The sequence below is a fragment of the Rhodococcus sp. Z13_19A genome (genome assembly GCF_058133575.1).
On record NZ_JBYUNN010000001.1, the window covers coordinates 1,350,460 to 1,374,605 of the forward strand.

24 protein-coding genes are annotated in these 24,146 nt (G+C 72.1%); 20 read left to right on the forward strand and 4 right to left on the reverse strand.

The features are described from left to right. Positions 1-23: 23 nt before the first annotated feature. Entirely contained in the window at positions 24-494 is a 471-nt protein-coding gene (locus AC3YNX_RS06290; protein WP_489994919.1) for a DUF2269 family protein, read from the reverse strand. Positions 495-641: 147 nt separating this feature from the next. Here AC3YNX_RS06290 and AC3YNX_RS06295 point away from each other — a divergent pair, with 147 nt between their 5' ends. After that, the gene (locus AC3YNX_RS06295) at positions 642-2,495 is read left to right on the forward strand and encodes an MDR family MFS transporter (RefSeq protein WP_489994920.1); all 1,854 of its coding nucleotides are present in this window, start codon (positions 642-644) and stop codon (positions 2,493-2,495) included. Here AC3YNX_RS06295 and AC3YNX_RS06300 read toward each other — a convergent pair. Continuing rightward, a complete protein-coding gene (locus AC3YNX_RS06300; protein ID WP_127781835.1) occupies positions 2,492-2,983 on the reverse strand; it encodes an inorganic diphosphatase in 492 nt (163 codons plus the stop codon). The genes AC3YNX_RS06295 and AC3YNX_RS06300 overlap by 4 nt on opposite strands. 124 nt (positions 2,984-3,107) lie before the next feature. On the opposite strand from AC3YNX_RS06300, the gene dacB reads away from it, so the two are divergent. The 11 genes from dacB to AC3YNX_RS06355 all read left to right on the forward strand — a co-directional run bounded on the left by dacB (position 3,108) and on the right by AC3YNX_RS06355 (position 13,543). Beyond that, on the forward strand, positions 3,108-4,487 hold the full coding sequence (gene dacB, locus AC3YNX_RS06305) for a D-alanyl-D-alanine carboxypeptidase/D-alanyl-D-alanine endopeptidase (protein ID WP_489994921.1): 1,380 nt from the start codon (positions 3,108-3,110) through the stop codon (positions 4,485-4,487). Then, positions 4,484-5,545, forward strand: a complete 1,062-nt coding sequence (locus tag AC3YNX_RS06310) for a zinc-dependent metalloprotease (protein WP_489994922.1) — start codon at positions 4,484-4,486, stop codon at positions 5,543-5,545. The genes dacB and AC3YNX_RS06310 overlap by 4 nt, the downstream gene beginning before the upstream one ends. Next, a complete protein-coding gene (gene tilS, locus AC3YNX_RS06315) occupies positions 5,542-6,597 on the forward strand; it encodes a tRNA lysidine(34) synthetase TilS (RefSeq protein WP_489994923.1) in 1,056 nt (351 codons plus the stop codon). The genes AC3YNX_RS06310 and tilS overlap by 4 nt, the downstream gene beginning before the upstream one ends. Next, on the forward strand, positions 6,590-7,141 hold the full coding sequence (gene hpt / locus AC3YNX_RS06320; RefSeq protein ID WP_127781838.1) for a hypoxanthine phosphoribosyltransferase: 552 nt from the start codon (positions 6,590-6,592) through the stop codon (positions 7,139-7,141). The genes tilS and hpt overlap by 8 nt, the downstream gene beginning before the upstream one ends. Before the next feature lie 113 nt (positions 7,142-7,254). Beyond that, positions 7,255-9,720 (forward strand): ATP-dependent zinc metalloprotease FtsH, encoded by a 2,466-nt coding sequence (gene ftsH, locus AC3YNX_RS06325; protein WP_127781839.1) that lies wholly within the window; start codon positions 7,255-7,257, stop codon positions 9,718-9,720. A 114-nt stretch (positions 9,721-9,834) separates the two neighbouring features. Next, the gene (gene folE / locus AC3YNX_RS06330) at positions 9,835-10,416 is read left to right on the forward strand and encodes a GTP cyclohydrolase I FolE (RefSeq protein ID WP_241249613.1); all 582 of its coding nucleotides are present in this window, start codon (positions 9,835-9,837) and stop codon (positions 10,414-10,416) included. Continuing rightward, entirely contained in the window at positions 10,413-11,261 is an 849-nt protein-coding gene (gene folP / locus AC3YNX_RS06335) for a dihydropteroate synthase (protein ID WP_206518070.1), read from the forward strand. The genes folE and folP overlap by 4 nt, the downstream gene beginning before the upstream one ends. Then, entirely contained in the window at positions 11,258-11,653 is a 396-nt protein-coding gene (gene folB / locus AC3YNX_RS06340; RefSeq protein WP_489982497.1) for a dihydroneopterin aldolase, read from the forward strand. Before folP ends, folB begins: the two co-directional genes overlap by 4 nt. Continuing rightward, a complete protein-coding gene (gene folK / locus AC3YNX_RS06345) occupies positions 11,650-12,150 on the forward strand; it encodes a 2-amino-4-hydroxy-6-hydroxymethyldihydropteridine diphosphokinase (protein ID WP_489994924.1) in 501 nt (166 codons plus the stop codon). The genes folB and folK overlap by 4 nt, the downstream gene beginning before the upstream one ends. Then, on the forward strand, positions 12,147-12,629 hold the full coding sequence (locus AC3YNX_RS06350; protein ID WP_127781842.1) for a DUF3180 domain-containing protein: 483 nt from the start codon (positions 12,147-12,149) through the stop codon (positions 12,627-12,629). The genes folK and AC3YNX_RS06350 overlap by 4 nt, the downstream gene beginning before the upstream one ends. A gap of 68 nt (positions 12,630-12,697) precedes the next feature. Then, complete coding sequence (locus AC3YNX_RS06355; RefSeq protein WP_127781843.1) at positions 12,698-13,543, forward strand: DUF6779 domain-containing protein; 846 nt, start codon at positions 12,698-12,700, stop codon at positions 13,541-13,543. A gap of 16 nt (positions 13,544-13,559) precedes the next feature. Here the strand turns inward: AC3YNX_RS06355 and AC3YNX_RS06360 are convergent, their stop codons facing one another. After that, complete coding sequence (locus AC3YNX_RS06360; protein WP_489994925.1) at positions 13,560-14,714, reverse strand: NADH-quinone oxidoreductase subunit D-related protein; 1,155 nt, start codon at positions 14,712-14,714, stop codon at positions 13,560-13,562. 20 nt (positions 14,715-14,734) lie between these two features. Continuing rightward, positions 14,735-15,691 (reverse strand): SAM-dependent methyltransferase, encoded by a 957-nt coding sequence (locus tag AC3YNX_RS06365; protein ID WP_489994926.1) that lies wholly within the window; start codon positions 15,689-15,691, stop codon positions 14,735-14,737. A gap of 126 nt (positions 15,692-15,817) precedes the next feature. Here AC3YNX_RS06365 and AC3YNX_RS06370 point away from each other — a divergent pair, with 126 nt between their 5' ends. The 8 genes from AC3YNX_RS06370 (at position 15,818) to AC3YNX_RS06405 (ending at position 24,058) form a co-directional block, all read left to right on the forward strand. Continuing rightward, the gene (locus AC3YNX_RS06370) at positions 15,818-16,735 is read left to right on the forward strand and encodes a Rossmann-like and DUF2520 domain-containing protein (RefSeq protein ID WP_489982502.1); all 918 of its coding nucleotides are present in this window, start codon (positions 15,818-15,820) and stop codon (positions 16,733-16,735) included. Then, positions 16,732-17,616 carry a pantoate--beta-alanine ligase gene (panC, locus tag AC3YNX_RS06375; protein ID WP_489982503.1) on the forward strand — a complete coding sequence of 295 codons (885 nt, stop codon included), beginning with the start codon at positions 16,732-16,734 and terminating at the stop codon, positions 17,614-17,616. Before AC3YNX_RS06370 ends, panC begins: the two co-directional genes overlap by 4 nt. 14 nt (positions 17,617-17,630) lie before the next feature. Next, complete coding sequence (gene panD / locus AC3YNX_RS06380; protein ID WP_127781847.1) at positions 17,631-18,062, forward strand: aspartate 1-decarboxylase; 432 nt, start codon at positions 17,631-17,633, stop codon at positions 18,060-18,062. A 4-nt stretch (positions 18,063-18,066) separates the two neighbouring features. Further along, positions 18,067-18,867 (forward strand): type III pantothenate kinase, encoded by an 801-nt coding sequence (locus tag AC3YNX_RS06385; protein ID WP_489982504.1) that lies wholly within the window; start codon positions 18,067-18,069, stop codon positions 18,865-18,867. A gap of 47 nt (positions 18,868-18,914) precedes the next feature. After that, on the forward strand, positions 18,915-19,298 hold the full coding sequence (locus AC3YNX_RS06390; RefSeq protein ID WP_489994927.1) for a rhodanese-like domain-containing protein: 384 nt from the start codon (positions 18,915-18,917) through the stop codon (positions 19,296-19,298). Between the two features lie 116 nt (positions 19,299-19,414). Continuing rightward, on the forward strand, positions 19,415-20,872 hold the full coding sequence (gene lysS / locus AC3YNX_RS06395) for a lysine--tRNA ligase (RefSeq protein WP_489994989.1): 1,458 nt from the start codon (positions 19,415-19,417) through the stop codon (positions 20,870-20,872). A 53-nt stretch (positions 20,873-20,925) separates the two neighbouring features. Further along, the gene (locus AC3YNX_RS06400; protein WP_127781851.1) at positions 20,926-21,267 is read left to right on the forward strand and encodes a histone-like nucleoid-structuring protein Lsr2; all 342 of its coding nucleotides are present in this window, start codon (positions 20,926-20,928) and stop codon (positions 21,265-21,267) included. Positions 21,268-21,505: 238 nt separating this feature from the next. Next, the gene (locus tag AC3YNX_RS06405) at positions 21,506-24,058 is read left to right on the forward strand and encodes an ATP-dependent Clp protease ATP-binding subunit (RefSeq protein ID WP_127781852.1); all 2,553 of its coding nucleotides are present in this window, start codon (positions 21,506-21,508) and stop codon (positions 24,056-24,058) included. The last annotated feature ends 88 nt before the right edge of the window (positions 24,059-24,146 follow it).

The following is a 24,146-nucleotide window of genomic DNA, read 5'->3' on the forward strand; positions in this document are numbered from 1 at the left end:
CGCCCCGGGCCGAGCGAGCGGCGTCAGCCGGGCTTGACCACCATCAGCACCACGATGGCGATGAGCAGCAGCGAGACGATTCCCGAGCTCATCGCGATGCGGCCGTAGTCCGGGCTGCCGCCACGCGGTGCCGTGGCCTCGCTGCCGGCGGTGGCCGCCACGCCCGCGGGCTGCAGGGTGTCGGCGGCCTTCTGCAGCGCCGGAACCACCATCACCAGGCTGAGCACCAGGGCGATCACGTAGAGGATGATCGAGATGAGGATCCACGGAGTGGTGAACGAGAGGTCGTAGTCGACCACCGACACCAGCCCGAACCCGAAGATGACCACCAGCACCGAGGCCAGCGTCATGATGTTGGTCGACTGCGCCAGCGAGCGCACCTGCGCGGCATCTCCGTTGCGGACCGCGCGCAGCGCGGTGTGCGGCAGGATCGCCATGGGGCCGACGATGAAGACGCCGGTGACGACGTGCAGGACGTTCAGGACATCTTCCATGCGCTCAGCCTAGAGCGCGCCTGCCCGCGGCCCCAACGGTCGGCGTGTCTGCCCATCTAGGACACCTGACCACCTTGCACGGTCGCCGATCCGCACGCACCCTTGCGTCGGACAGCTGCTGGAGTCCGCGGTCCCGGAAGGGGATCCATGCCCACCACCCAGGCGACGCCGGCGGCGTCCGGACCGGGCTCGCCGGAGACCGGGGTCTTCACCCACCGTCAGATCCTCACCATCCTGTCCGGCCTGGTGCTGGGCATGTTCCTGGCCGCGCTGGACCAGACCATCGTCTCCACCGCGGTGCGCACCATCGCCGACGACCTGCAGGGCTACTCGGTGCTGGCCTGGGTCACCACCGCCTACCTCGTCACGTCCACCATCACGACGCCGCTGTACGGCAAGCTCTCCGACCTGCACGGGCGCAAGCCCTTCTTCATGCTGGCCATCACGATCTTCGTGGTGGGGTCGATGCTCTGCGGCATCGCCACGTCGATGTACGAGCTGGCCGCCTTCCGCGCGGTGCAGGGAGTGGGTGCCGGCGGGCTGATGTCCATGGCCCTGGCCATCATCGGCGACATCGTGCCGCCGCGGGAGCGGGCGCGGTACCAGGGGTACTTCCTGGCCGTGTTCGCCACCGCCAGCGTGCTCGGCCCGGTGCTCGGCGGGGTGCTGGCCGGACAGCCGTCGCTGCTCGGCGTCACCGGCTGGCGCTGGGTGTTCTACCTCAACGTGCCGCTGGGCGTGCTGGCTCTGCTGGTGGTGTGGCGGGTGCTCAACCTGCCGGTGCACCACCGCGAGGCCAAGGTCGACTGGTGGGGAGCGACGCTGCTGAGCGTCGGGGTGGTTCCGCTGCTGGTGGTCGCCGAGCAGGGCCGCACCTGGGGCTGGTCGTCCCCGGCTGCGCTGTGCTGCTACGTGGTGGGCGTGCTGGGGGTGGCTGCCTTCGTGCTGGCCGAGGTCCGGATGGGCGACGAGGCGCTGATCCCCCTGCGCTTCTTCCGCAACCGGCTGTTCTCGCTGTGCATCGCCGTCAGCGTGATCGCCGGAGCGGGGATGTTCGGCGGGATCTCGCTCATCCCGCAGTACCTGCAGGTGGTCAAGGGCTCCTCGCCCACGCTGGCCGGCTACCAGGTGCTGCCGATGGTCGGCGCGATGATGCTCGCCTCCATCGTCTCCGGACAGCTGATCTCGCGGACCGGGCGCTACAAGATCTTCCCGCTGGTGGGCACGGCACTGATGAGCGCGGGCATGTTCGCCCTGCACCTCGTGCGCGCGGACACCCCGCTCTGGCTGACCATGACCATGATGGCCACCTTCGGCCTGGGCCTGGGCTGCATGATGCAACCGCTGACGCTGGCGATCCAGAACGCCATGCCGCCCAGGGACATGGGGGTGTCCACCTCGGCGGCCACCTTCTTCCGCCAGATCGGCGCGACGCTGGGGGTCGCGGTGTTCCTGTCCCTGCTGTTCTCCCAGCTCACGCCCGCGACGTCGGCAGCGCTGACCACCGCCTCGACCGACCCCGGCTTCCGCAGCGCGCTGCAGGCGGCGGCGCAGGGCGCGGACCCCGCACAGGCACACCTCGCCCAGGGCGTGGCGGCCGGTGACCCCGCGGTGGCCGGGGCGGCCCTGGTGGACACCTCGTTCATCCAGCGCCTCGACCCGGTGCTGGCCGAACCGTTCAAGGTCGGCTTCTCGGCTGCGATGGACCACGTGTTCCTGGCCGTCAGCGCGCTGATGATCGTCGGCTTCGTGCTGGTCTGGTTCGTCAAGGAGGTGCCGCTGCGCACCATGTCCGGCCTCGCCGCCCAGCAGGCCGAGCGGGACGCGGCCGCCGCGGCGCCGCAGAGCGGGAGCAGCACCGCCGGAGCAGGCCCCACGCGCCAGCAGGCCCCAGCAAGCCCCAGGCACGCCGAAGGGGCTGGGCAGCCGGTGATCGGCGTGCCCAGCCCCTCGACGGGCGGTGCGGCGGGCGTGGAGCCGCGCCGGCTCAGTTCCGGCTAGTGCCCCGGGTTGTCCTTCTGGCGCTGGAACGACGCCGCGATCTCCTTCTCGGCGTCGGCCCGGCCGACCCAGTCGGCCCCCTCGACGCTCTTGCCCGGCTCCAGGTCCTTGTAGACCTCGAAGAAGTGCTTGATCTCCAGGCGGTAGAAGCTCGACACGTCGTCGATGTCCTGCATGTAGGAGAACCGCGGGTCGGTGGCGGGGACGCAGAGCACCTTGTCGTCGCCGCCGGCCTCGTCGGTCATCCGGAACATGGCGACCGCGCGGCAGCGGATCAGGCAGCCCGGGAACGTGGGCTCCGGCAGCAGGACGAGAGCGTCCAGCGGGTCGCCGTCCTCGCCGAGGGTGTCGTCGATGAACCCGTAGTCAGCCGGGTACTGGGTGGCCGTGAAGAGCGTGCGGTCCAACCGGATCCGCCCGGACTCGTGGTCCATCTCGTACTTGTTGCGCTGACCCTTGGGGATCTCAATGGTGACGTCGAATTCCACGCGCCCTCGCTTAGTGAGTGGGTTGACTGGGATGTGACTTCTCGACGCTAGTCTGACGTACCAGGGTCGCCGAACGGTGAAGCAGGTCGGCAAACGGCGCGGCCCAGGTGTGAGAGGTGGGTTCGTGCGGCGTAGACGGGCGCTCCGGCAAGCCGCCGGACTGGTCCTCGTGGTGCTGGTGGTGGTGATCGCCGTCCTGGTGGTCGTGCGCACCTCCGACCGGGACTCCAGCACGGCTTCGGCGGCGGGCACCAGTGCCCCGCCGACGCCGGTCCAGGTCAGCCCGCAGATCAAGCCGGCGTCCTCCGACGCCCCGATCCCCACCCCAGCCGGGCTGGCCGCCACGCTCGCCCCGCTGGTCACCGATCCCTCGCTGGGCACGCTGACCGGGCGGGTGGACGACGCCGAGACCGGCGCCGTGCTGTGGCAGTCCAGCCCCGACGTGCCGCAGCTGCCCGCCTCCACCTCCAAGGTGCTGACCGTGGCCGGTGCGCTGCTGGCGCTGGGCCCGGACCACACCGTGCAGACCCGGGTGATGAGCTCGGCGGTGCCCGGCCAGGTGGTGCTGGTGGGCGGCGGTGACGTCACCCTCACCGCAGCCCCGGTGGGCACCCAGGGGTACTACCCGCAGGCGGCGCACCTGGACGACCTGGTCAACCAGGTGCGCGCCAAGGGCATCCAGGTGTCCTCGGTGGTGGTGGACACCAGCGCGTACGCCGGCCCGCCGCTGGCCACCGGCTGGATCGGCGCCGACGTCGGCGAGGGCTACATCGCGCCGATGGAGCCGCTGATGCTGGAGGGGGGCCGGCTCGACCCGAGCAAGGAGGAGTCGCCGCGCTCGGCGACCCCCGCCCTGGACACCGCCCGGGTCTTCGCCCAGCGGCTGGGCGTGCCCGCGCAGGCGGTGACCGCCGGGGTGGCCGCACCCGGGGCGCAGGAGCTGGCCGTGGTCAGCTCGGCGCCGCTGCGGATCCGCATCCAGCAGCTCACCGAGCGGTCCGACAACGTGGTCGCCGAGGCGCTGGGCCGGGAGGTCGCCGCCGCCAAGGGCCAGCCCCAGTCCTTCGTGGGGGCGGCATCGGCCGTGGCCACGACGCTGTCCGAGGTGGGCGTCAACACCAACAGCCTGATCATGCAGGACACCAGTGGCCTCTCCATCCTCAACCGTGCGCCGGCGCGGGTGCTGGCCGACGTGGTGCGGATGGCCGCGGGCAACGGCCCGCACGCGGACGCGCTGCGCCCGATCCTCGCCTCCCTGCCCGTGGCCGGGGTGAGCGGCACGCTGACCGACCGCTACGGCGGCCCCGTCGCCAAGACTGGCGCCGGGTGGGTGCGGGCCAAGACGGGCACACTGACGGGGGTGAACTCCCTCGCTGGAACCGTCACCGACGTCGACGGCCGGGTGCTGACCTTCGCCCTGATCGCCAACGGCGCGGCCACCGCGGACACCCGCCCCGCCCTCGACGCCATCGCGGCCACCCTGCGGACCTGCGGCTGCCGATGACTGCCCAGGCCCCGGTGGTGGACTGGCGGCTCGCGGGCCGCACGGCCCAGCGGCTGGTCCGCCCCGGCCCGGTGGTCAGCCCCCAGCAGGCCACCGAGGTCGTTGCCGAGCTGCATGACGCCGCCGGCCGTGCCGAGCTCCCGGTGCGTGCGGTCACCGGCCTGGCCGACGGCGTGCCCGTGCCCGCCGCCCAGGTCCTGGACCGGCCGCGCTGGGCCGCCGCGGCCGCCACCTCGATGGGCGCGCTGACCGGTACCGCCGTGCGTCCGGGCGGCCCGGGCCCCGGGTTGTCCGGACGCACCGCGGGCCTGCAGGTGGGGGTGGTGCTGTCGTACCTGGCCTCGGCCGTGCTCGGCCAGTACGACCCGTTCGCCCCGGTCACCGGCGCCGACGACGACCCGGCCGGCGGCGGCTCCCTGCTCCTGGTGGCGCCCAACGTGGTGGCCACCGAGCGCGCCCTGCAGGTCGACCCCGCCGACTTCCGGCTGTGGGTGTGCCTGCACGAGGTGACCCACCGGGTGCAGTTCACCGCCACCCCGTGGCTGGTGGACCACATGGCCGCCACCGTCACCACCCTGACCACGGGCCTGGACGCGCCACTGGGCGAGCTGGCCGGCCGGCTCAGCGGAGTGCTGCGCTCGGTGGCGCGGGAGGGCACCGGCCCGGACGGGGTGGTGGGGCTGCTCGGCGCGCTGCAGGCGCCGCCCCAGCGGGAGGCCCTGCAGAAGCTGATGGCACTGGGCACCCTGCTGGAGGGCCACGCCGACCACGTGATGGACGCCGTCGGGCCCGCGGTGGTGCCCTCGGTGCGCCACATCCGTGCCGGCTTCGACCGGCGTCGCGCCCGCCCGGCCAACCCGGTGCAGCGGGTGCTCCGCGCGCTGCTCGGCATCGACGCCAAGATCGCCCAGTACGAGCGGGGCAAGGTCTTCGTCGAGCACGTGGTGGGCCGCGAGGGCATGGCCGGGTTCAACCAGGTGTGGTCCAGCGCCGCCGCGCTGCCGGTGGACGCCGAGATCACCGACCCGCAGCGCTGGATCAACCGGGTGCTGGCATGAGGGGGCCGGACCCGGCCGTCGCGGAGACCCGGGTGGCGGTGCGCCGCTGGCTGGCCGAGCACGCCCCGCAGGCCCCGGTGGTGGTGGCCTGCTCCGGCGGCGCCGACTCCCTGGCGCTCACCGCCGCCGCCGTGCACGAGGCGCCACGGGTGAGCGTGCTGGTGGTCGACCACCAGCTGCAGCCGGACAGCGCCCGCACCGCCGCCACCGCCGCCGCACAGGCGCGCGCCCTGGGTGCCGCCGAGGTGCAGGTGCGCACCGTGGAGGTGGTGGGCACCGGCGGGCTCGAGGCCGCCGCCCGCCGCGCGCGCTACCAGGCGCTGCGCACCGCCGGCTCGCCCGTGCTGCTGGGGCACACCCTCGACGACCAGGCCGAGACCGTGCTGCTGGGGCTGGGCCGTGGCTCGGGGCCGCGCTCGGTGGCCGGCATGCGGCCCTGGGACGCGCCGTGGGGTCGCCCGCTGCTGGGCGTGCACCGGGGCGTCACCCTGGCGGCGTGCCAGGCGCTGGGGCTGCACCCGCACCACGACCCGCACAACGACGACCCCGGCTTCACCCGCGTGCGGCTGCGCCACGAGGTGCTGCCGCTGCTGGAGGACGTGCTCGCCGGCGGCGTGGCCGAGGCGCTGGGGCGCACCGCCACCCAGCTGCGCGAGGACTGCGACGCCCTCGACGCCCTGGCTGCCGAGCTGGCCACCCAGGCGCTGCGCGGGCCCGAGCTGGACGCCGACGTGCTCACCCCCGCCCCGGCCGCCCTCCGCCGCCGGGTGCTGCGGCAGTGGCTCACCGCACACGGCGCCACCGCGCTCACCGACCGCCAGCTGCGCTGGGCCGACGAGCTGCTGGGCGCGTGGCGCGGGCAGGGCGGGGTCTCCGTCGGTGGCCACTTGGTGGTGTCGCGCCGACATGGCAGGCTCTCGGTGCAGTCCCAGCCGGCGCGGTCGGAGACGGTTCGCGCCCCCCGGCAGGCCGGATCCGCGCCGATCGCAGGCGAAGAACCTGCAGCCCAACAAGTCTCACACGAACAGCCAAGGAGTCGACGCGGTGTATGAGGGCGATATCTCTTCGGTGCTGATCTCCGAGGAGCGCATCCGCGAGCGGACCCACGAGCTCGCCGCGGCCATTGCCGCCAACGAGCCGGCGGACGCCGCTGACGACCTGGTGCTGGTGGGGGTGCTCAAGGGCGCCGTGATGTTCATGACAGACCTCGCCCGCATCCTGCCGGTGCCGGTGCAGCTGGAGTTCATGGCCGTCAGCTCCTACGGCTCGGCCACCTCGTCCTCGGGCGTGGTGCGCATCCTCAAGGACCTCGACCGCGACATCACCGGCCGCCGGGTGCTCATCGTGGAGGACATCATCGACTCTGGGCTGACGCTGTCGTGGCTGCTGCGCAACCTCGCCTCGCGCAACCCCGCCTCGCTGCAGGTGTGCACCCTGCTGCGCAAGCCCGACGCGGTGCGTGCCGCGGTCGACGTCGCGCACGTCGGCTTCGAGATCCCCAACGAGTTCGTCGTGGGCTACGGCCTGGACTACGCCGAGCGCTACCGCGACCTGCCCTACATCGGCACCCTGGACCCCAAGGTGTACAGCGACTGATGTACAGCGACTGAAATGTCAGGTTCCCGCCGTCAAGGTAGCCTGGGGATCTCTCTGGATGTCTCCGGAGATCCTGGCTCCTGGAAGGACGAGGCCGCACCGGCCGCAGCTGTATGACACGTAAGCCTTTGTACCGCACCCTGGCCATCGTTGCCGGTGTCCTGCTGGTCATCTTCGCGTTCAGCTACTTCGGCGACAACACCCGGGGCTACAAGTCGGTGGACACCTCGGTGGCGCTGCAGCAGCTCGCCGACGGCAACGCCGAGTCCGCCCAGATCGACGACCGCGAGCAGCAGCTGCGGCTGACCCTGAAGCAGCCCGTCGACGGCGACGAGAAGATCATCACCAAGTACCCCTCGGGTGCGGCGGAGGAGATCTTCAACGACGTCCAGGACGCCCGGCTCGCCAGCTACTCCACCACGGTCACCCAGCAGAGCTTCCTGGTCTCGATCCTGTCGTTCATGCTGCCGATCCTGCTGATCATGGGTCTGCTGTTCTTCGTCATGAACCGCATGCAGGGCGGCGGCCGCGGCGGCGTGATGGGCTTTGGCAAGTCCAAGGCCAAGCAGCTGAGCAAGGACACTCCCAAGACCACCTTCGCCGACGTCGCCGGTGCCGACGAGGCGGTGGAGGAGCTCTACGAGATCAAGGACTTCCTGCAGAACCCGGGCCGCTACCAGGCCCTGGGCGCCAAGATCCCCAAGGGCGTGCTGCTCTACGGTCCGCCCGGAACCGGCAAGACGCTGCTGGCTCGGGCCGTCGCCGGCGAGGCGGGCGTGCCCTTCTTCACCATCTCCGGCTCGGACTTCGTGGAGATGTTCGTCGGTGTCGGTGCCTCCCGGGTGCGCGACCTGTTCGAGCAGGCCAAGCAGAACAGCCCCTGCATCATCTTCGTGGACGAGATCGACGCGGTCGGCCGCCAGCGCGGCGCCGGCATGGGCGGCGGCCACGACGAGCGGGAGCAGACCCTGAACCAGCTGCTGGTGGAGATGGACGGCTTCGGTGCCCGCACCGGCGTCATCCTCATCGCCGCCACCAACCGGCCCGACATCCTCGACCCCGCGCTGCTGCGCCCGGGTCGCTTCGACCGGCAGATCCCGGTGGCCGCACCCGACCTGGCCGGGCGCCGCGCGATCCTCAAGGTGCACTCCGCGGGCAAGCCGATCGCCGGCGACGCCGACCTGGACGGCCTGGCCAAGCGCACCGTGGGCATGTCCGGCGCCGACCTGGCCAACGTCCTCAACGAGGCGGCCCTGCTCACCGCGCGCGAGAACGGCAACGTCATCACCGGCGCCGCGCTGGAGGAGTCGGTCGACCGCGTCATCGGCGGGCCCCGCCGCAAGAGCCGCATCATCAGCGAGCACGAGAAGAAGATCACCGCCTACCACGAGGGTGGTCACGCGCTGGCCGCGTGGGCGATGCCGGACATCGAGCCGGTGTACAAGGTGACGATCCTGGCCCGCGGGCGCACCGGCGGCCACGCCCTGGCCGTGCCCGAGGACGACAAGGGCCTGATGACCCGCTCGGAGATGCTGGCTCGGCTGGTGATGGCCATGGGTGGCCGCGCCGCCGAGGAGCTGGTCTTCCACGAGCCCACCACCGGGGCGTCGTCGGACATCGACCAGGCCACCAAGATCGCCCGCGCCATGGTCACCGAGTACGGCATGAGCTCGCGCCTCGGCGCGGTGCGCTACGGCCAGGAGCAGGGCGACCCCTTCCTGGGCCGCACCATGGGCACCCAGAGCGACTACTCCCTCGAGGTCGCCCACGAGATCGACGAGGAGGTGCGGGCGCTCATCGAGGCCGCGCACACCGAGGCGTGGGAGATCCTGAACACCTACCGCGACGTGCTCGACGAGCTGGCCGCAGAGCTGCTGGAGACCGAGACGCTCAACCGCAAGGACCTGCAGCGGGTCTTCGCCGACGTGCAGAAGCGTCCGCGGATCACCGCGTTCAACGACTTCGGTGGACGGACCCCCTCGGACAAGCCGCCGGTGAAGACTCCGGGCGAGCTGGCGATGGAGCGCGGCGAGCCGTGGCCGCCGGCCCCGCCGGAGCCGTACTTCCGCAAGCAGACGGAGCCGGTGGGTGCCGGCAGCTACGGCCAGCAGAGCAACCAGGGTGGCTACCCCAACCAGGGCAGCCAGACCGGCCAGTGGGGGCAGGGCAACCAGGGCTCCTACGGCAACCAGGGCGCTCCCGGAAACCAGGGTTCCTACGGCAGCTCGCCCGGCGGCTACAGCTCGCCGCCGCGCAGCGGCTCCCGCCCGGACTACGGCGCCCCTCCCGGGTGGTCGGCCCCCGGCTGGCCCCCGCAGCGAGGCAACGACCGTCCCCAGCCGAACGGGCCGTGGCAGGGCGACGCCCAGCAGCCGGCGACCCCGGGCTACGGGAACCAGGGTCATGGCGGCCAGGGTTACGGCGAGCAGGGTTACGGCGACCAGGGTTACGGCGACCAGGGGCAGGGCCGGCAGGACAACGGCCAGCCCGCCGGCAACGGCTACTACGATGCCCCCGAGGGCAACGGGGGGCAGGGCGACGCCGGCGACGGTGGGGGAGCCCAGCACCGCCGCGACTGATGGTCGTGGTGCTGGTCCGGGGGACCGTTGCTGACAGCCGATCGAACTTGGAGGCCCGACGTGCCCACCCCTGTCCCTGCCGAGTCGCCTGCCGTGCCGGTGAGGGGGCCCGCGGTGCCGGGGAGTGACACCTTCGACCACGTCCGCGCGGCCAACGCGGTGCGCGAGCTGCTGCTCGCGGTGGGGGAGGACCCCGACCGCGCCGGGCTCAAGGAGACGCCGGAACGGGTGGCCCGCGCGTACCGGGAGATGTTCGCCGGCCTCTACACCGACCCCGACGAGGTGCTGGCCACCACCTTCGACGAGGGCCACGACGAGCTGGTGCTGGTCAAGGACATCCCGATGTACTCCACCTGCGAGCACCACCTGGTGCCCTTCCACGGGGTGGCCCACGTCGGCTACATCCCCGGCCACCACGGCCGCGTCACCGGCCTGTCCAAGCTGGCGCGCGTGGTGGACCTCTACGCCAAGCGGCCCCAGGTGCAGGAGCGGCTCACCGGTCAGGTGGCCGACGCGCTGATGCGCCGCCTCGACCCGCGTGGGGTGATCGTGGTGATGGAGGCCGAGCACCTGTGCATGGCCATGCGCGGCATCCGGAAGCCCGGTTCCACCACCACCACCTCGGCGGTGCGCGGGCAGTTCAAGACCTCGGCGCCCTCCCGCGCGGAGGCGCTGTCGCTGATCCGCGGCCGATGACCTTCGCCACGAGCACCGCCGGGCAGCGCTGCCAGGTGATGGGCATCCTCAACGTCACCTCCGACTCGTTCTCCGACGGTGGCCGCTACCTCGACCGGGGTGCGGCGATCGCGCACGGCGTGGAGCTGCGCCGTGCCGGTGCGGACGTGGTCGACGTCGGCGGGGAGTCCACCCGGCCCGGTGCGCAGCGGGTGGACGCCGCGGCCGAGACCGAGCGGGTGGTTCCCGTGGTGGCGGCGCTGTGCGCCGAGGGTGTGCCGGTGAGCGTGGACACCATGCGCGCCAGCGTCGCCGCGGCCGCCGTCGCCGCGGGCGCCACCATCATCAACGACGTCTCCGGCGGCAAGGCCGACCCGGACATGGCCCGGGTGGTGGCCGAGACCGGCGCCACCTGGGTGCTGATGCACTGGCGGGCGCACAGCGACACCATGGCCCAGCTGGCCACCTACGACGACGTGGTGGCCGACGTGCGGACCGAGCTGATGGCCCGGGTGGAGGAGGCGGTGCGGGCCGGGGTGGACCCCAGCCGGCTGGTCATCGACCCCGGCCTGGGCTTCGCCAAGACCGGCGACCACAACTGGGCGCTGCTGCGCGCGCTGCCCGACCTCGTCGCCACCGGGCTGCCCGTGCTGGTCGGCGCCTCTCGCAAGCGGTTCCTCGGCGCGCTGCTGGCCGACGCCGACGGCACCCCGCGCCCGGCCGCCGGCCGGGAGGTGGCCACCGCGGTGCTCAGCGCGCTGGCGGCCACCCACGGCGCCTGGGGCGTGCGGGTGCACGACGTGCTCGCCTCGGTGGACGCGGTGGCCGTGGCCGGCGCCTGGCAACGAGGCTCGGCCACCGCATGAGCGCTCCCAGCGCCGACGGCGACCGCATCGAGCTGACCGGCCTGCGGGTGCGGGGAAACCACGGCGTGTTCGCCCACGAGAAGCGCGACGGCCAGGACTTCCTGGTCGACCTCACCGTGTGGGCCGACCTCGCCCCGGCTGCGCGCACCGACGACCTGGCCGACACCCTCGACTACGGCGCGCTGGCCCAGCAGGCAGCGAGCGTGGTGGCCGGGCCCAGCCGCGACCTCATCGAGACGGTCGCCCACGAGATCGCCGAGGCGGTGCTGGCCGGCGACCCGCGGGTGCGCGGGGTGCAGGTGCGCCTGCACAAGCCGTCGGCGCCCATCCCGCTGACGTTCGCCGACGTGGCTGTGGTGGTGCACCGCACCCGCGGGCCGGTGCAGCCGTGAGCACCGCGGTGCTGTCCATCGGCTCCAACCTCGGCGACCGGCTCGCTCACCTGCAGCTGGTGCTGGACGAGCTCGGCCCCGCCGTCACCGCCTGTTCCTCGGTGTACGTCACCGCTCCGTGGGGCGGGGTGGAGCAGGCGGACTTCCTCAACGCCGTGCTGCTGGTCTCCGACGCCGGCACCGACTGCTGGGGCTGGCTCCGGCGGGGCCAGCAGCTGGAGGCCCGCGCACACCGCGAGCGGGTGCAGCACTGGGGCCCGCGCAGCCTGGACGTCGACGTGCTGGACTGCGACGGGTTGCACAGCGACGACCCCCGGCTGCTGCTGCCCCACCCACGTGCCCACGAGCGGGCCTTCGTGCTGCTGCCCTGGCTGGAGGTCGACCCTGCCGCGGTGCTCACCGGCCGTGGCCCGGTCGCCGACCTGCTGGCCGCCCTGCCCGCCGGCGAGCGCGCCGGGGTGCACCGCAGCGACGACCAGCGGCTGGTGCGAGCGTGAGGTTCACCCGCTGGCAAGACCTGTTGACCATCCTGGTGGTGGCCGCGCTGGCGAGCTGGCTGCTGGTGCGCACCAGCTACGGCTCCATCCCCCCGCTGCCCCGCTTCGCCGGGCTCACCCTGCTGGCGCTGGCCGTCGCCGAGCTGGTGCTGGCCTTCGTGCTGCGCTCGCGCATCCAGCGCCGGGGCGAGCGCCGCGACGACGCCCGGCTGCTCGACCCGCTGATGGCCGCCCGCTCGGTGGCGCTGGCCAAGGCGTCGTCCCTGGTGGGGTCGCTGATGGCCGGGCTGTGGGGCGGGCTGTTGCTCTACACCGCGCAGAACCGCGCCGTGCTCACCGCGGCGGCCCAGGACCTGCCCGGCGCAGCCATCGGCGTGGTCAGCTCGCTGCTGCTGGTGGCCGCGGCGCTGTGGCTGGAGCAGTGCTGCCGGACGCCGCACGACGACGAGCCGGCCCGCCCCGACGACCGCGACGACTGACCGGCCCAAGCCCGCTGCCAGCCACTTCTCAAGCCCAAATCGCTTCTCCCACAGGTATCGTCACGCGCATGACGCAGCTCGCCGACCGCGCACACCCCCGTGCCGCAGCCGGCGCCCCGGCTCGCACCCCCGCCCAGCTCGCGCTGGGAGCGGCGCTCGTGCTCGCCGTGGCCGGCAGTGCGCTGCTGGTGTTCTCCAGCTCGGCCCCGCTGCTGCGGCTGGCGGTCGTGGTGCTGGCCTGGGTGGCCATGCTGTGCGGCATCGCCCTCACCCGGTACCGCCGGGAGGCGGCGCTGAGCGACGCGCGAGCAGACGAGCAGCAGAAGATCTACGAGCTGGAGCTGGCCCGCGAGCTGAACGCCCGCCAGGAGCAGCAGCTGGTGCTGCAGCGCACCTTGCGCGCGGAGATCAGCGAGCAGGTGCGGGCGGAGGCCACCGACGAGCTGGCTGAGCTGCGCGCGGAGATCAGGGCGCTGCGCGAGACGCTCTCGGCGCTGTTCGACGGCCAGATGCTGGTGGAGCGGGTGTCGCTGCACGCGGAGTCCACCCGAGTGCTCTCCCGCGGCGACACCACGCTGCTCACCACCGGACCGGCGACGCTGGAGGCCCACGGCGTCGGCATCGACGACAACGTGGTGGACGTCGAGCCCACCGAGTACTCCGAGCCGACCGAGCCGGGGTGGTCCGCCGAGCCAGCCGCAGACCTGGACACGGCAGACCTGGACCCCGCAGACCTGGACACCGCAGACCTGGACACCAGCGCGGAGCCTGCCACCGACGAGCCCACCACCGCGGAGCCCTCCACCGACGAGCCGGACGGGGCGCACTCGGCGGGCCGGTCGGTCACCGAGCTGATCGCGGCCTATGGCGGGTCCGTCCCCGGTGGCCGTCGCCGTCGCCGCACCGGCGACTGAGCACCAGCCGCCACCGCTACTTGTCGATGTCGCCGACCACCACGGCGAACGAGGCCAGCGCGACCGGCAGCTGCTCCAGCGACGTCCCGGGCAGCAGGCACGACAGCGCCTGGACGTTGTTGAACGACGCGGTGCGCAGCCGCAGCCGCCAGGGAGTGCGCTCGCCGCGCGACACCAGGTGCACCCCGGCGATGCCCAGCGGCGCCTCGCCCCACACGTACACCGAGCCCTCCGGCGGGGCGATGGTGCTGGGCAGGCGCACGTTCACCGGCCCGTCCGGCACGTCGATCAGGCACTGGCGGGCCAGCTGCACCGCCAGGGTCACCTCGTCCAGCTGGCAGGCCACCCGCGCCAGGGCGTCGCCGGTGGTGCGGGTGATGGTGCGCAGCGGGGCGAGCTGGTCGTAGCCGGGCGCGGGGTCGTCGCGGCGCAGGTCCACGTCCAGGCCGCTGGCCCGCCCCACCGGACCGCTCACGCCCAGCGCGGTGGCGTCGGCCAGGCTCAGCACCCCCACCCCGGTGTGCCTGCCCACGAACTCGGCGTCCGCGACGGTGCACGCGCTGATGGCTGCGGCGGCGGTGGTCACCGTGTCCAGCGCGGCGGCGACGTGGTCGAACCAGGCGGCGGGCACGTCCTCGCGCAGCCCACCCACCCGGTTGGCCATGAAGTGGATGCGCCCGCCGGAGGCTTCCTCCAGCACGCGCTGCAGCGCCTCGCGCCCTGCCACTGCGGCGTCGGTGCCGGCGGTGTTGGTGCCGGGTGCGGCGGGGTCGCGGGTCAGCGGGGTCAGGAAGCCCAGGTGGGCCATGGCGCGGGTGAGCTCGCACAGCAGCACCCGCAGCTGCACCGCCCGCGGCGGCGGCGTCATGCCGGTCATCTGCTCCACGGCGTGCGCCACCAGCAGCTCGTTGGCGAAGGCCGCCCACCAGTCGTGCCGGTTGGCCAGGGCCATCACCTGGCGGTAGTCGCGCACCTCGTACAGCTTCTCCGCACCACGGTGCAGGTGGCCCACCAGCGGCACCGCCTCGCGCACCACCGCGTCCACACCCACGCGCAGGCGCAACCGGTAGGCGCCGTGCGCGGCCGGGTGCAGCGGTCCGAGGTCCACCACCTGGTCCACCCCGAGGTGCTCGGTCGCGGAGCCGATGCCGACGGTGAGGGTGCGGTCCACATCCGCGATCGTGCCCCAGGCTAGAGCCGCAGGTCCACGTGGGTGGGGTGCAGCACCCAGCCGAAACCGCCAAGCCCGTCGGGGTCGGTGAGCTCGGCCAGCTGCCCGGCCCGCACGGCCCGCTGCAGCCACGGCTGCTCCGGCGGCGTCCCCCCGGCCAGCGTCCCCCCGGCCAGCGACCCCAGCGCCTCGGCCTGGGTGGTGGTGCTGCCGGGGGCGAGCGCGGCCACCGCGTCCAGCGCGACGTGGGCGGTGAGGTCGCAGGTGCCGTCGGGCACCGGCCGCACCTGCCGCCCCGCGCGGTAGGCCGACAGCGTCCCCGCAGCCGGGCGGGTGCCGCGCACGTGCCCGTAGTCCACCGCCAGCGCCGCCCCGGCGCGCAACCGCCGCCGCACCTGCACCCACGCCCGCTCCCGCGGCAGGCCCACCTCGGCGCGCTCGCCGTCGGCCAGCGGCCACCAGCGCCGCAGCCAGGCCAGCTCCGGGGCGGCCACTGGTGGGCCGAGCCGCTCCTGGCCGTCGGGGGCGACCTCCAGCCGGTGCACCACCGCACCGTGGCGCTGCACCACCGGGCAGGCCAGCGCGTCCAGCCACTCGTGCGCCACCACCAGGCCGGTGATGGTCGCGGGCAGGGTCGAGCGCCACGGCAGCGCCCACCCCGGCGGCGCCGCGCGCAGGTCCACCGCCACCGGGCGCAGCCGGCGACGCAGGTCCGGCTCGGCCAGCTCCCACACCGCGGCCAGCAGCTCCCCACCACCGGCGCCGAGATCCACCACGTCCAGGCGGGCCGGGCGCTGCAGGGCGTGGTCGGTGCGCCGCAGCAGCTCCAGCATTGCCTCGGCCAGCACCGTGCCCACGTGCACCGAGGTCCGGAAGTGCGCCTCGGGCGGGCCGGCGGCGTGCACGAAACCGGCGGGCCCGTACAGCGCCTGCTCCCACGCCTGCTCCCAGTCGGTCCAGCGCGGGGTGGGGGGCACGAGATCAACTCTGCCCCAGTGAGTCGAGTCACCTCGGGCCGCCACGACGCGGCGGGTGGGCCTACGCTTTGCCCCGACGACGTCCGGTACCTGCTCAGCAGGACTGGAACGACAGAGAGGACAACGGTGAGTTCAGCCGAATTCACTGGTGCGCACCGCCGCGCCCAGGGTCGGCCCCGCCTCGCGGTGGGGGTCGTGTCAGCCGGCCGGGTGGGCACTGCCCTCGGTGCCGCTCTCGAGCTCTCCGGACACCGCGTCGTCGCCGCCTCCGCCATCTCCGAGCAGTCGCTGCGCCGCGCCGCGCAGCGCCTGCCCAGCGCCGAGGTCACCACGCCGGACGAGGTGGCCGCCCGCGCCGACCTGCTGGTGCTGGCCGTGCCCGACGTCGAGCTGCCTGGCCTGGTCCGCGGCCTGGCCGCCACCGGCTCGGTGCGCCCGGGCCAGATCGTGGTGCACACCGCCGGTGCCCGTGGGGTGGACGTGCTCGCCCCGCTCGCCGCACTGGGGGCGCTGCCGCTGGCCCTGCACCCCGCGATGACCTTCACCGGCCGCGACGAGGACACCGCCCGCCTGGCCAGCTGCTGCTTCGGCGTCACCGCCGCCGACGACGCGGGCTGGACGGTGGCCGAGGCGCTGGTGCTGGAGGTGGGGGCGGAGCCGGTGCGCATCGCCGAGACCGACCGCCCGCTCTACCACGCCGCCCTGGCCCACGGCGCCAACCACCTGGTCACCCTGGTGCGTGACGCGGTCAGCGTGCTGGAGTCCATCACCGCCGGCAACACCACCCCAGCCGAGCGCGTGCTGGCCCCGCTGCTGTCTGCCGCGCTGGACAACGCCCTGCGCCACGGCGACCGCGCGCTCACCGGCCCGGTCGCCCGCGGTGACGCCGAGGCGGTGGCCACCCACCTGGCCGTGCTGACCGACGCCGACGCCGGCGTGGGCGCGGCCTACCGTGCCCTGTCCCGGCGCACCGCCCAGCGGGCGCGCGAGGACGGCCTGATCAGCGCCACCGCGGCGCGCGCAATCCTGGAGGAGCTGGCATGACGCTCGACCTGACGGCGACCACCGTCTACCACGACCCGGCCGAGCTCCGGCGGGTCACCCGAGCGCTGCGGGGGACCGGCCGCCAGCTGGTCCTGGTGCCCACCATGGGCGCGCTGCACGCCGGTCACCTGGAGCTGGTGCGCGAGGCCAGGTGCGTGCCCGCGGCGGTGGTGGTGGTCTCCATCTTCGTCAACCCGCTGCAGTTCGGGCCCGGCGAGGACCTCGACGCCTACCCGCGCACCCTGGACCGCGACGTGGAGCTGCTCCGCGAGGCCGGCGTCCAGCTGGTGTTCGCGCCGTCGGCCGCACAGATGTACCCGCACGGAGGCGCTCGCACCACCGTGGTGCCCGGCCCGCTGGGCGCCGAGCTCGAGGGCGTCTCGCGGCCCACCCACTTCGCCGGCATGCTCACCGTGGTCAACAAGCTGTTCAACATCGTCGGTCCCCACGTCGCCCTCTTCGGGGAGAAGGACTACCAGCAGCTCACCCTGATCCGGCAGATGGTGCGCGACCTGGACATGGACGTCCGCGTCGTCGGGGTGCCCACCATCCGCGAGCCCGACGGGCTGGCCCTGTCCTCGCGCAACGCCTACCTCACCGCCGACCAGCGGCGTGCGGCCACGGTGCTGTCGGCCGCGCTGGTGGCCGGCGCGCACGCCGCCCGAGACGGGGCGGCCCAAGCTGTTGCCACAGCACGTGCCGTGCTCGACACTGAACCGGACATATCGGTCGACTACCTGGAGGTCCGGGACCCGCACCTCGGACCGCCGCCCGAGCACGGAGCCGGTCGGCTGCTGGTGGCAGCCCGGGTGGGCTCCACCCGCCTCATCGACAACGTCGGAGTGGCGTTGGGCAACGAACACCATGCGAACCAGCTCTGACCGGGAGGAAACCCATGTTCCGCACCATGCTGAAGTCCAAGATCCACCGCGCCACCGTCACCCAGGCTGACCTGCACTACGTCGGCTCGGTCACCATCGACCAGGACCTGATGGACGCCGCCGACCTGCTCGAGGGTGAGCAGGTGGCCATCGTGGACGTCACCAACGGCGCCCGCCTGGAGACCTACGTCATCCCCGGCCCCCGCGGCAGCGGCGTGATCGGGATCAACGGTGCCGCCGCGCACCTGGTGCACCCCGGCGACCTGGTCATCCTCATCTCCTACGGGGTGATGGACGCCGAGGAGTGCCGCACGTACCAGCCCAAGGTGGTCTTCGTGGGCAGTGACAACCAGGTCGTCGAGCTCGGTGCCGACCCGGCGCACGCCCCGGCCGGCTCCGGTCTCACCTCCGGCAGTCGACCCGCTGACGAGCTGCTGTCGGTCTAGCCCGGTGCTGCTCACCGTCGACATCGGCAACACCAACGTCGCGCTCGGGCTCTTCGAGGGGACCGGCGCCGACGCCGTCCTGGTGCACAACTGGCGGATGCGCACCGACGCCCGGATGACCGCTGACGAGATGGCGCTGATCATGCGCGGGCTCATCGGCAGGTACCTGCCGGAGATCACCGGGGTGGCCGGGCTGTCCACGGTGCCGTCCCTGCTGCGCGAGCTGCGCAGCATGCTCGAGCGCTACTGGGCCGGCATCCCCCAGGTCATCGTGCAGCCGGGGGTGCGCACCGGGGTGCCGCTGCTGGTGGACAACCCCAAGGAGGTGGGTGCCGACCGGGTGGTCAACACCCTGGCCGCGCACCACCTGTTCGGCACCGCCTGCGTCGTCGTCGACTTCGGCACCTCCACCAACATCGACGTGGTCTCCGCCCGCGGGGAGTTCCTCGGCGGGGCGCTGGCCCCGGGCATCGAGGTCTCCATGGACGCCCTCACCAACCGCGCCGCGGCGCTGCGCAAGGTGGAGCTGGTCCGGCCCCGCTCGGTGATCGGCAAGAACACCGTCGAGTGCCTGCAGTCCGGCGTGGTCTACGGCTTCGCCGGACAGGTCGACGGACTGGTCGGGCGAATCATCGCCGAGCTCGGCACGGCTGGACCGCCGGTGACGGTGCTGGCCACCGGGGGCCTGGCACCGCTGATGGTCACCGAGTGCCGCACCATCACCCACCACGAGGCGTTCCTGACGCTGACCGGCCTGCGGCTGGTCTACGAGCGCAACCTGGACCGCATCTCCGCTCGGGTCTGAGCACCGTGCCTGACCCGAGCACACCGCCGACCGGGAGGGCCACCACCATGACCATCGACGAGCTGCTGGAGCAGGCCCGCGCCCGGCTGGACCGACTCAGCGCGGAGCAGCTGCCCGCGGCCGTGCGCGCGGGCGCGGTGGTGGTGGACATCCGCCCCGCCGCCCAGCGGGCCGAGGAGGGCGAGCTGCCCGGCGCCCTGGTGATCGAGCGCAACGTGCTGGAGTGGCGCTGTGACCCCGCCAGCGACGCCCGGCTGCCGGAGGCCGTCGACCACGACGTCGCCTGGGTGGTGATGTGCTCGCAGGGCTACACCTCCAGCCTGGCCGCCGCCGCCCTGCAGCAGCTGGGACTGCACCGGGCCACCGACCTCGTCGGCGGCTACCAGCAGCTGCAGGCCGCGGGGCTGGTGGACGTGCTCACCGACCGCTGACGTCGCTCGCGGTGCCCGGGGTGCGTGTGGTGCAGGACGCTGACGCACCGTAGCTAGGCTGGGGACCCGTGACCGACGCCGCGCAGCCGCATTCCTCTGACGACCTTCCCGAGCAGATGCGGATCCGGCAGGGCAAACGGGAACGGATGCTCGCCGAGGGCCTCGACCCCTACCCGGTCGCGGTGCCCCGCACGCACACCCTCGCCGAGGTCCGCGCCGCCCACCAGAGCCTCGAGCCGGACACCGCCACCGGCGAGCAGGTCGGGGTCGCCGGCCGGGTGATGTTCATCCGCAACACCGGAAAGCTCTGCTTCGCCACCCTGCAGGAGGGCGACGGAACCCAGCTGCAGGCGATGCTCAGCCTGGCCGGCGTCGGTGAGGAGTCCCTCGCCGCCTGGAAGGCCGATGTCGACCTCGGCGACCACGTCTTCGTGCACGGCGAGGTGATCACCTCCCGCCGCGGTGAGCTCAGCGTGATGGCCGACGAGTGGCGGATGGCGGCCAAGAGCCTGCGGCCGCTGCCCGTGGCGCACAAGGAGCTGAGCGAGGAGACCCGCATCCGCCAGCGCTACGTGGACCTGATCGTGCGCCCGGCCGCGCGCGACATGGTCCGCCACCGCAGCACCGTGGTGCGCGAGCTGCGCCGCTCCCTGGAGCAGCGCGGCTTCCTGGAGGTGGAGACCCCCATGCTGCAGACCCTGCACGGGGGCGCGGCCGCACGCCCGTTCGTCACCCACTCCAACGCCCTGGACCTGGACCTCTACCTGCGCATCGCCCCGGAGCTGTTCCTCAAGCGGTGCGTGGTCGGGGGCATCGACAAGGTGTTCGAGATCAACCGGAACTTCCGCAACGAGGGTGTGGACTCCTCGCACTCCCCGGAGTTCGCGATGCTGGAGACCTACGAGGCCTACGGCACCTACGACGACTCCGCCCGAATGACCCGCGAGCTGGTGCAGGAAGTGGCGCAGGCTGCGTTCGGCACCCAGGTGGTCACTCTCGCCGACGGCACGGAGTACGACCTCAGTGGTGAGTGGACCACGCTGGAGATGTATCCCTCCCTCTCCGCCGCGATCGGCGAGGAAGTGACGCCGGCCACCAGCGTGGAGCAGCTGCGTGCATTGGCCGAGCGGGTGGAGATGCCGGTCGATCCGGCGCACGGGCACGGCAAGCTGGTCGAGGAGCTGTGGGAGCACCTGGTCGGCGACGACCTCGTCGCACCCACCTTCGTGCGCGACTTCCCTGTGGAGACTTCACCTTTGACTCGGCAGCACCGCACAATTGACGGTGTTGTCGAGAAATGGGATCTGTATGTGCGCGGTTTCGAGCTCGCCACCGGATATTCCGAGCTGGTTGATCCAGTGGTGCAGCGAGAGCGCTTTGTGCAGCAGATGCGCCTGGCTGCAGCAGGTGATGACGAGGCCATGCGGCTGGACGAGGACTTCCTTACCGCCATGGAGTATGCGATGCCGCCCACAACGGGAACCGGAATGGGTGTCGACCGGTTGCTGATGGCGCTTACTGGGCGCGGGATCCGGGACACGATCCTGTTTCCGCTGGTTCGACCCGGCGGCTGAATTGCGCTACTCTCGGTGACACCGATCAACATGAGGGAAAAGGAAGTCGACTAATGTCGCAAAAGGTCACCGTCACATTCGTTGACGACATCGACGACGAGCTCGCTGCTGACGAGACTGTCGAGTTTTCTGTGGACGGTGTGAACTACTCGATCGACCTATCCGCGGACAATGCGCAGAAGCTCCGCAACGACTTCGCAATGTGGATTGCGCACGCCCGCAAGGAAAGTGGACGCAAGCGCACTTCTCGTGGATCGACCACCAAGGGCCGCGCCTCGGTGGACCGCGAGCAGAGTGCCGCGATCCGCGAGTGGGCCCGCCGTTCCGGCCACGAGGTCTCCGACCGCGGCCGCATCCCGGCCGCGATCATCGAGGCCTACCACCAGGCCAGCTGAGCGCTCCCGAGCAGCAGCACGACGGACCCCTGCCCTTCCTGGGCGGGGGTCCGTCGCTGTTCGCCCTGGGCGTAGCGAGAACGGGATCGCTTGGTGGGACCGGTGCGTTGGACCGGTGAGTCGCTGTTAAAGACCCCGTGAGCGCCACGTGGCTGCAAGCGGCCCACTAGAGTAGGCGGACGTTCCCCGTGGCGAGACACGTCGTGGCGGACACCGCAGCAGGAGTGTGAGGAGCGCCATGTTCGAGAGGTTCACTGACCGCGCCAGGCGCGTCGTCGTCCTGGCTCAAGAAGAAGCCCGGATGCTCAACCACAACTACATCGGTACCGAGCACATCTTGCTCGGCCTCATCCACGAGGGTGAGGGTGTCGCCGCCAAGTCGCTGGAGTCGCTCGGCATCTCCCTCGAGGGTGTGCGCAGCCAGGTCGAGGAGATCATCGGCCAGGGCCAGCAGGCGCCGTCCGGGCACATCCCGTTCACCCCGCGTGCCAAGAAGGTGCTCGAGCTCTCCCTCCGGGAGGCCCTGCAGCTCGGCCACAACTACATCGGCACCGAGCACATCCTGCTCGGTCTCATCCGCGAGGGTGAGGGTGTCGCCGCGCAGGTGCTGGTCAAGCTCGGCGCCGACCTCAACCGGGTCCGTCAGCAGGTCATCCAGCTGCTGTCGGGGTACCAGGGCAAGGAGCCCGCGGAGTCCGGCGGGCGCGGCAGCGAGGGCACCCCGTCCACGTCGCTGGTGCTCGACCAGTTCGGTCGCAACCTCACTCAGGCTGCCCGCGAGGGCAAGCTCGACCCGGTCATCGGGCGGGAGAAGGAGATCGAGCGGGTCATGCAGGTGCTGTCGCGGCGCACCAAGAACAACCCGTGCCTCATCGGTGAGCCGGGCGTCGGCAAGACCGCCGTGGTCGAGGGCCTCGCGCAGGCCATCGTCACCGGCGAGGTCCCCGAGACGCTCACCGACAAGCAGCTGTACACCCTGGACCTCGGTTCGCTGGTGGCCGGCAGCCGCTACCGCGGTGACTTCGAGGAGCGCCTGAAGAAGGTGCTCAAGGAGATCCGCACCCGCGGCGACATCATCCTGTTCATCGACGAGATCCACACCCTCGTCGGTGCCGGTGCGGCCGAGGGCGCGATCGACGCGGCCTCCATCCTCAAGCCGATGCTGGCTCGCGGTGAGCTGCAGACCATCGGTGCCACCACCCTGGACGAGTACCGCAAGTACGTGGAGAAGGACGCCGCCCTGGAGCGGCGCTTCCAGCCCGTGCAGGTGGGCGAGCCCAGCGTCGAGCACACCATCGAGATCCTCAAGGGTCTGCGTGACCGGTACGAGGCGCACCACCGCGTCTCCATCACCGACGGCGCCCTGGTGGCGGCGTCCACGCTGGCCGACCGCTACATCTCCGACCGCTTCCTGCCGGACAAGGCGATCGACCTGATCGACGAGGCCGGTGCCCGGATGCGCATCCGCCGGATGACCGCGCCGCCGGACCTGCGGGAGTTCGACGAGAAGATCGCGAACACGCGTCGGGAGAAGGAGTCCGCGATCGACGCGCAGGACTTCGAGAAGGCCGCCAGCCTGCGCGACACCGAGAAGCAGCTGCTCAGCCAGAAGAGCGAGCGCGAGAAGCAGTGGCGCGCCGGTGACCTGGACGTCGTGGCCGAGGTCGACGACGAGCAGATCGCGGAGGTCCTGGGCAACTGGACCGGTATTCCGGTGTTCAAGCTGACCGAGGAGGAGACCACTCGGCTGCTGCGCATGGAGGACGAGCTCCACAAGCGCATCATTGGTCAGCGTGAGGCAGTCACGTCTGTTGCCAAGGCAATTCGTCGCACGCGCGCCGGACTGAAGGACCCGAAGCGGCCCAGTGGCTCGTTCATCTTCGCCGGCCCGTCCGGTGTTGGAAAGACCGAGCTGAGCAAGGCGCTGGCGAACTTCCTCTTCGGTGACGACGACGCACTCATCCAGATCGACATGGGCGAGTTTCACGACCGCTTCACAGCGTCTCGGCTGTTTGGCGCCCCGCCCGGATACGTCGGTTACGAAGAGGGCGGACAGCTCACCGAGAAGGTGCGCCGCAAGCCATTCAGCGTGGTGCTGTTCGACGAGATCGAAAAGGCGCACCAGGAGATCTACAACACGCTCCTGCAGGTTCTCGAGGACGGCCGTCTCACTGACGGTCAGGGCCGCACGGTGGACTTCAAGAACACCGTGCTCATCTTCACGTCCAACCTGGGCACCAGCGACATCTCCAAGGCGGTCGGTCTCGGGTTCTCCAGCGGATCGGGTGCTGACTCCAACTACGACCGGATGAAGCAGAAGGTCAACGACGAGCTGAAGAAGCACTTCCGCCCGGAGTTCCTCAACCGCATCGACGACATCGTGGTCTTCCACCAGCTGACCTCGGACGAGATCGTGCAGATGGTCGACCTGATGATCACCCGGGTCGAGACGGCGCTGAAGAACAAGGACATGGGGATCGAGATCACCGACCAGGCGAAGCAGCTGCTCGCCAAGCGGGGCTTCGACCCGGTGCTGGGTGCACGGCCGCTGCGTCGCACCATCCAGCGCGAGATCGAGGACCAGCTGTCGGAGAAGATCCTCTTCGGCGAGATCCAGCCCGGCCAGATCGTGGTCGTGGACGTGGAGAACTGGGACGGCGAGGGCACGGGGGAGGACGCGAAGTTCACCTTCCGCGGCGAGGCCAAGCCCGACTCGGTTCCCGACGCACCGCCGATCGACCTGGCCAAGGCGGCTGAGGGCGGCAACACCTCGGAGTCCAGCTCCGAGTAGCCACCCGCGGCGCCTGCACGAACCCGACACCGTCGCACCCCTTCGAGGGTGCGGCGGTGTCGTGCGTCCGGGCACGCCGCCGTGGCCG

What these genes read in the sequence shown, in the direction of transcription:
- lysS (WP_489994989.1), top strand. Translation starts at nt 19,415, where the DNA reads ATGCGGATCCGGCAGGGCAAACGGGAACGGATGCTCGCCGAGGGCCTC.
- AC3YNX_RS06290 (WP_489994919.1), bottom strand. Translation starts at nt 494, where the DNA reads ATGGAAGATGTCCTGAACGTCCTGCACGTCGTCACCGGCGTCTTCATC.
- AC3YNX_RS06355 (WP_127781843.1), top strand. Translation starts at nt 12,698, where the DNA reads ATGACGCAGCTCGCCGACCGCGCACACCCCCGTGCCGCAGCCGGCGCC.
- folB (WP_489982497.1), top strand. Translation starts at nt 11,258, where the DNA reads ATGAGCGCTCCCAGCGCCGACGGCGACCGCATCGAGCTGACCGGCCTG.
- AC3YNX_RS06390 (WP_489994927.1), top strand. Translation starts at nt 18,915, where the DNA reads ATGACCATCGACGAGCTGCTGGAGCAGGCCCGCGCCCGGCTGGACCGA.
- ftsH (WP_127781839.1), top strand. Translation starts at nt 7,255, where the DNA reads ATGACACGTAAGCCTTTGTACCGCACCCTGGCCATCGTTGCCGGTGTC.
- AC3YNX_RS06405 (WP_127781852.1), top strand. Translation starts at nt 21,506, where the DNA reads ATGTTCGAGAGGTTCACTGACCGCGCCAGGCGCGTCGTCGTCCTGGCT.
- panC (WP_489982503.1), top strand. Translation starts at nt 16,732, where the DNA reads ATGACGCTCGACCTGACGGCGACCACCGTCTACCACGACCCGGCCGAG.
- AC3YNX_RS06295 (WP_489994920.1), top strand. Translation starts at nt 642, where the DNA reads ATGCCCACCACCCAGGCGACGCCGGCGGCGTCCGGACCGGGCTCGCCG.
- AC3YNX_RS06310 (WP_489994922.1), top strand. Translation starts at nt 4,484, where the DNA reads ATGACTGCCCAGGCCCCGGTGGTGGACTGGCGGCTCGCGGGCCGCACG.
- tilS (WP_489994923.1), top strand. Translation starts at nt 5,542, where the DNA reads ATGAGGGGGCCGGACCCGGCCGTCGCGGAGACCCGGGTGGCGGTGCGC.
- panD (WP_127781847.1), top strand. Translation starts at nt 17,631, where the DNA reads ATGTTCCGCACCATGCTGAAGTCCAAGATCCACCGCGCCACCGTCACC.
- AC3YNX_RS06400 (WP_127781851.1), top strand. Translation starts at nt 20,926, where the DNA reads ATGTCGCAAAAGGTCACCGTCACATTCGTTGACGACATCGACGACGAG.
- folP (WP_206518070.1), top strand. Translation starts at nt 10,413, where the DNA reads ATGACCTTCGCCACGAGCACCGCCGGGCAGCGCTGCCAGGTGATGGGC.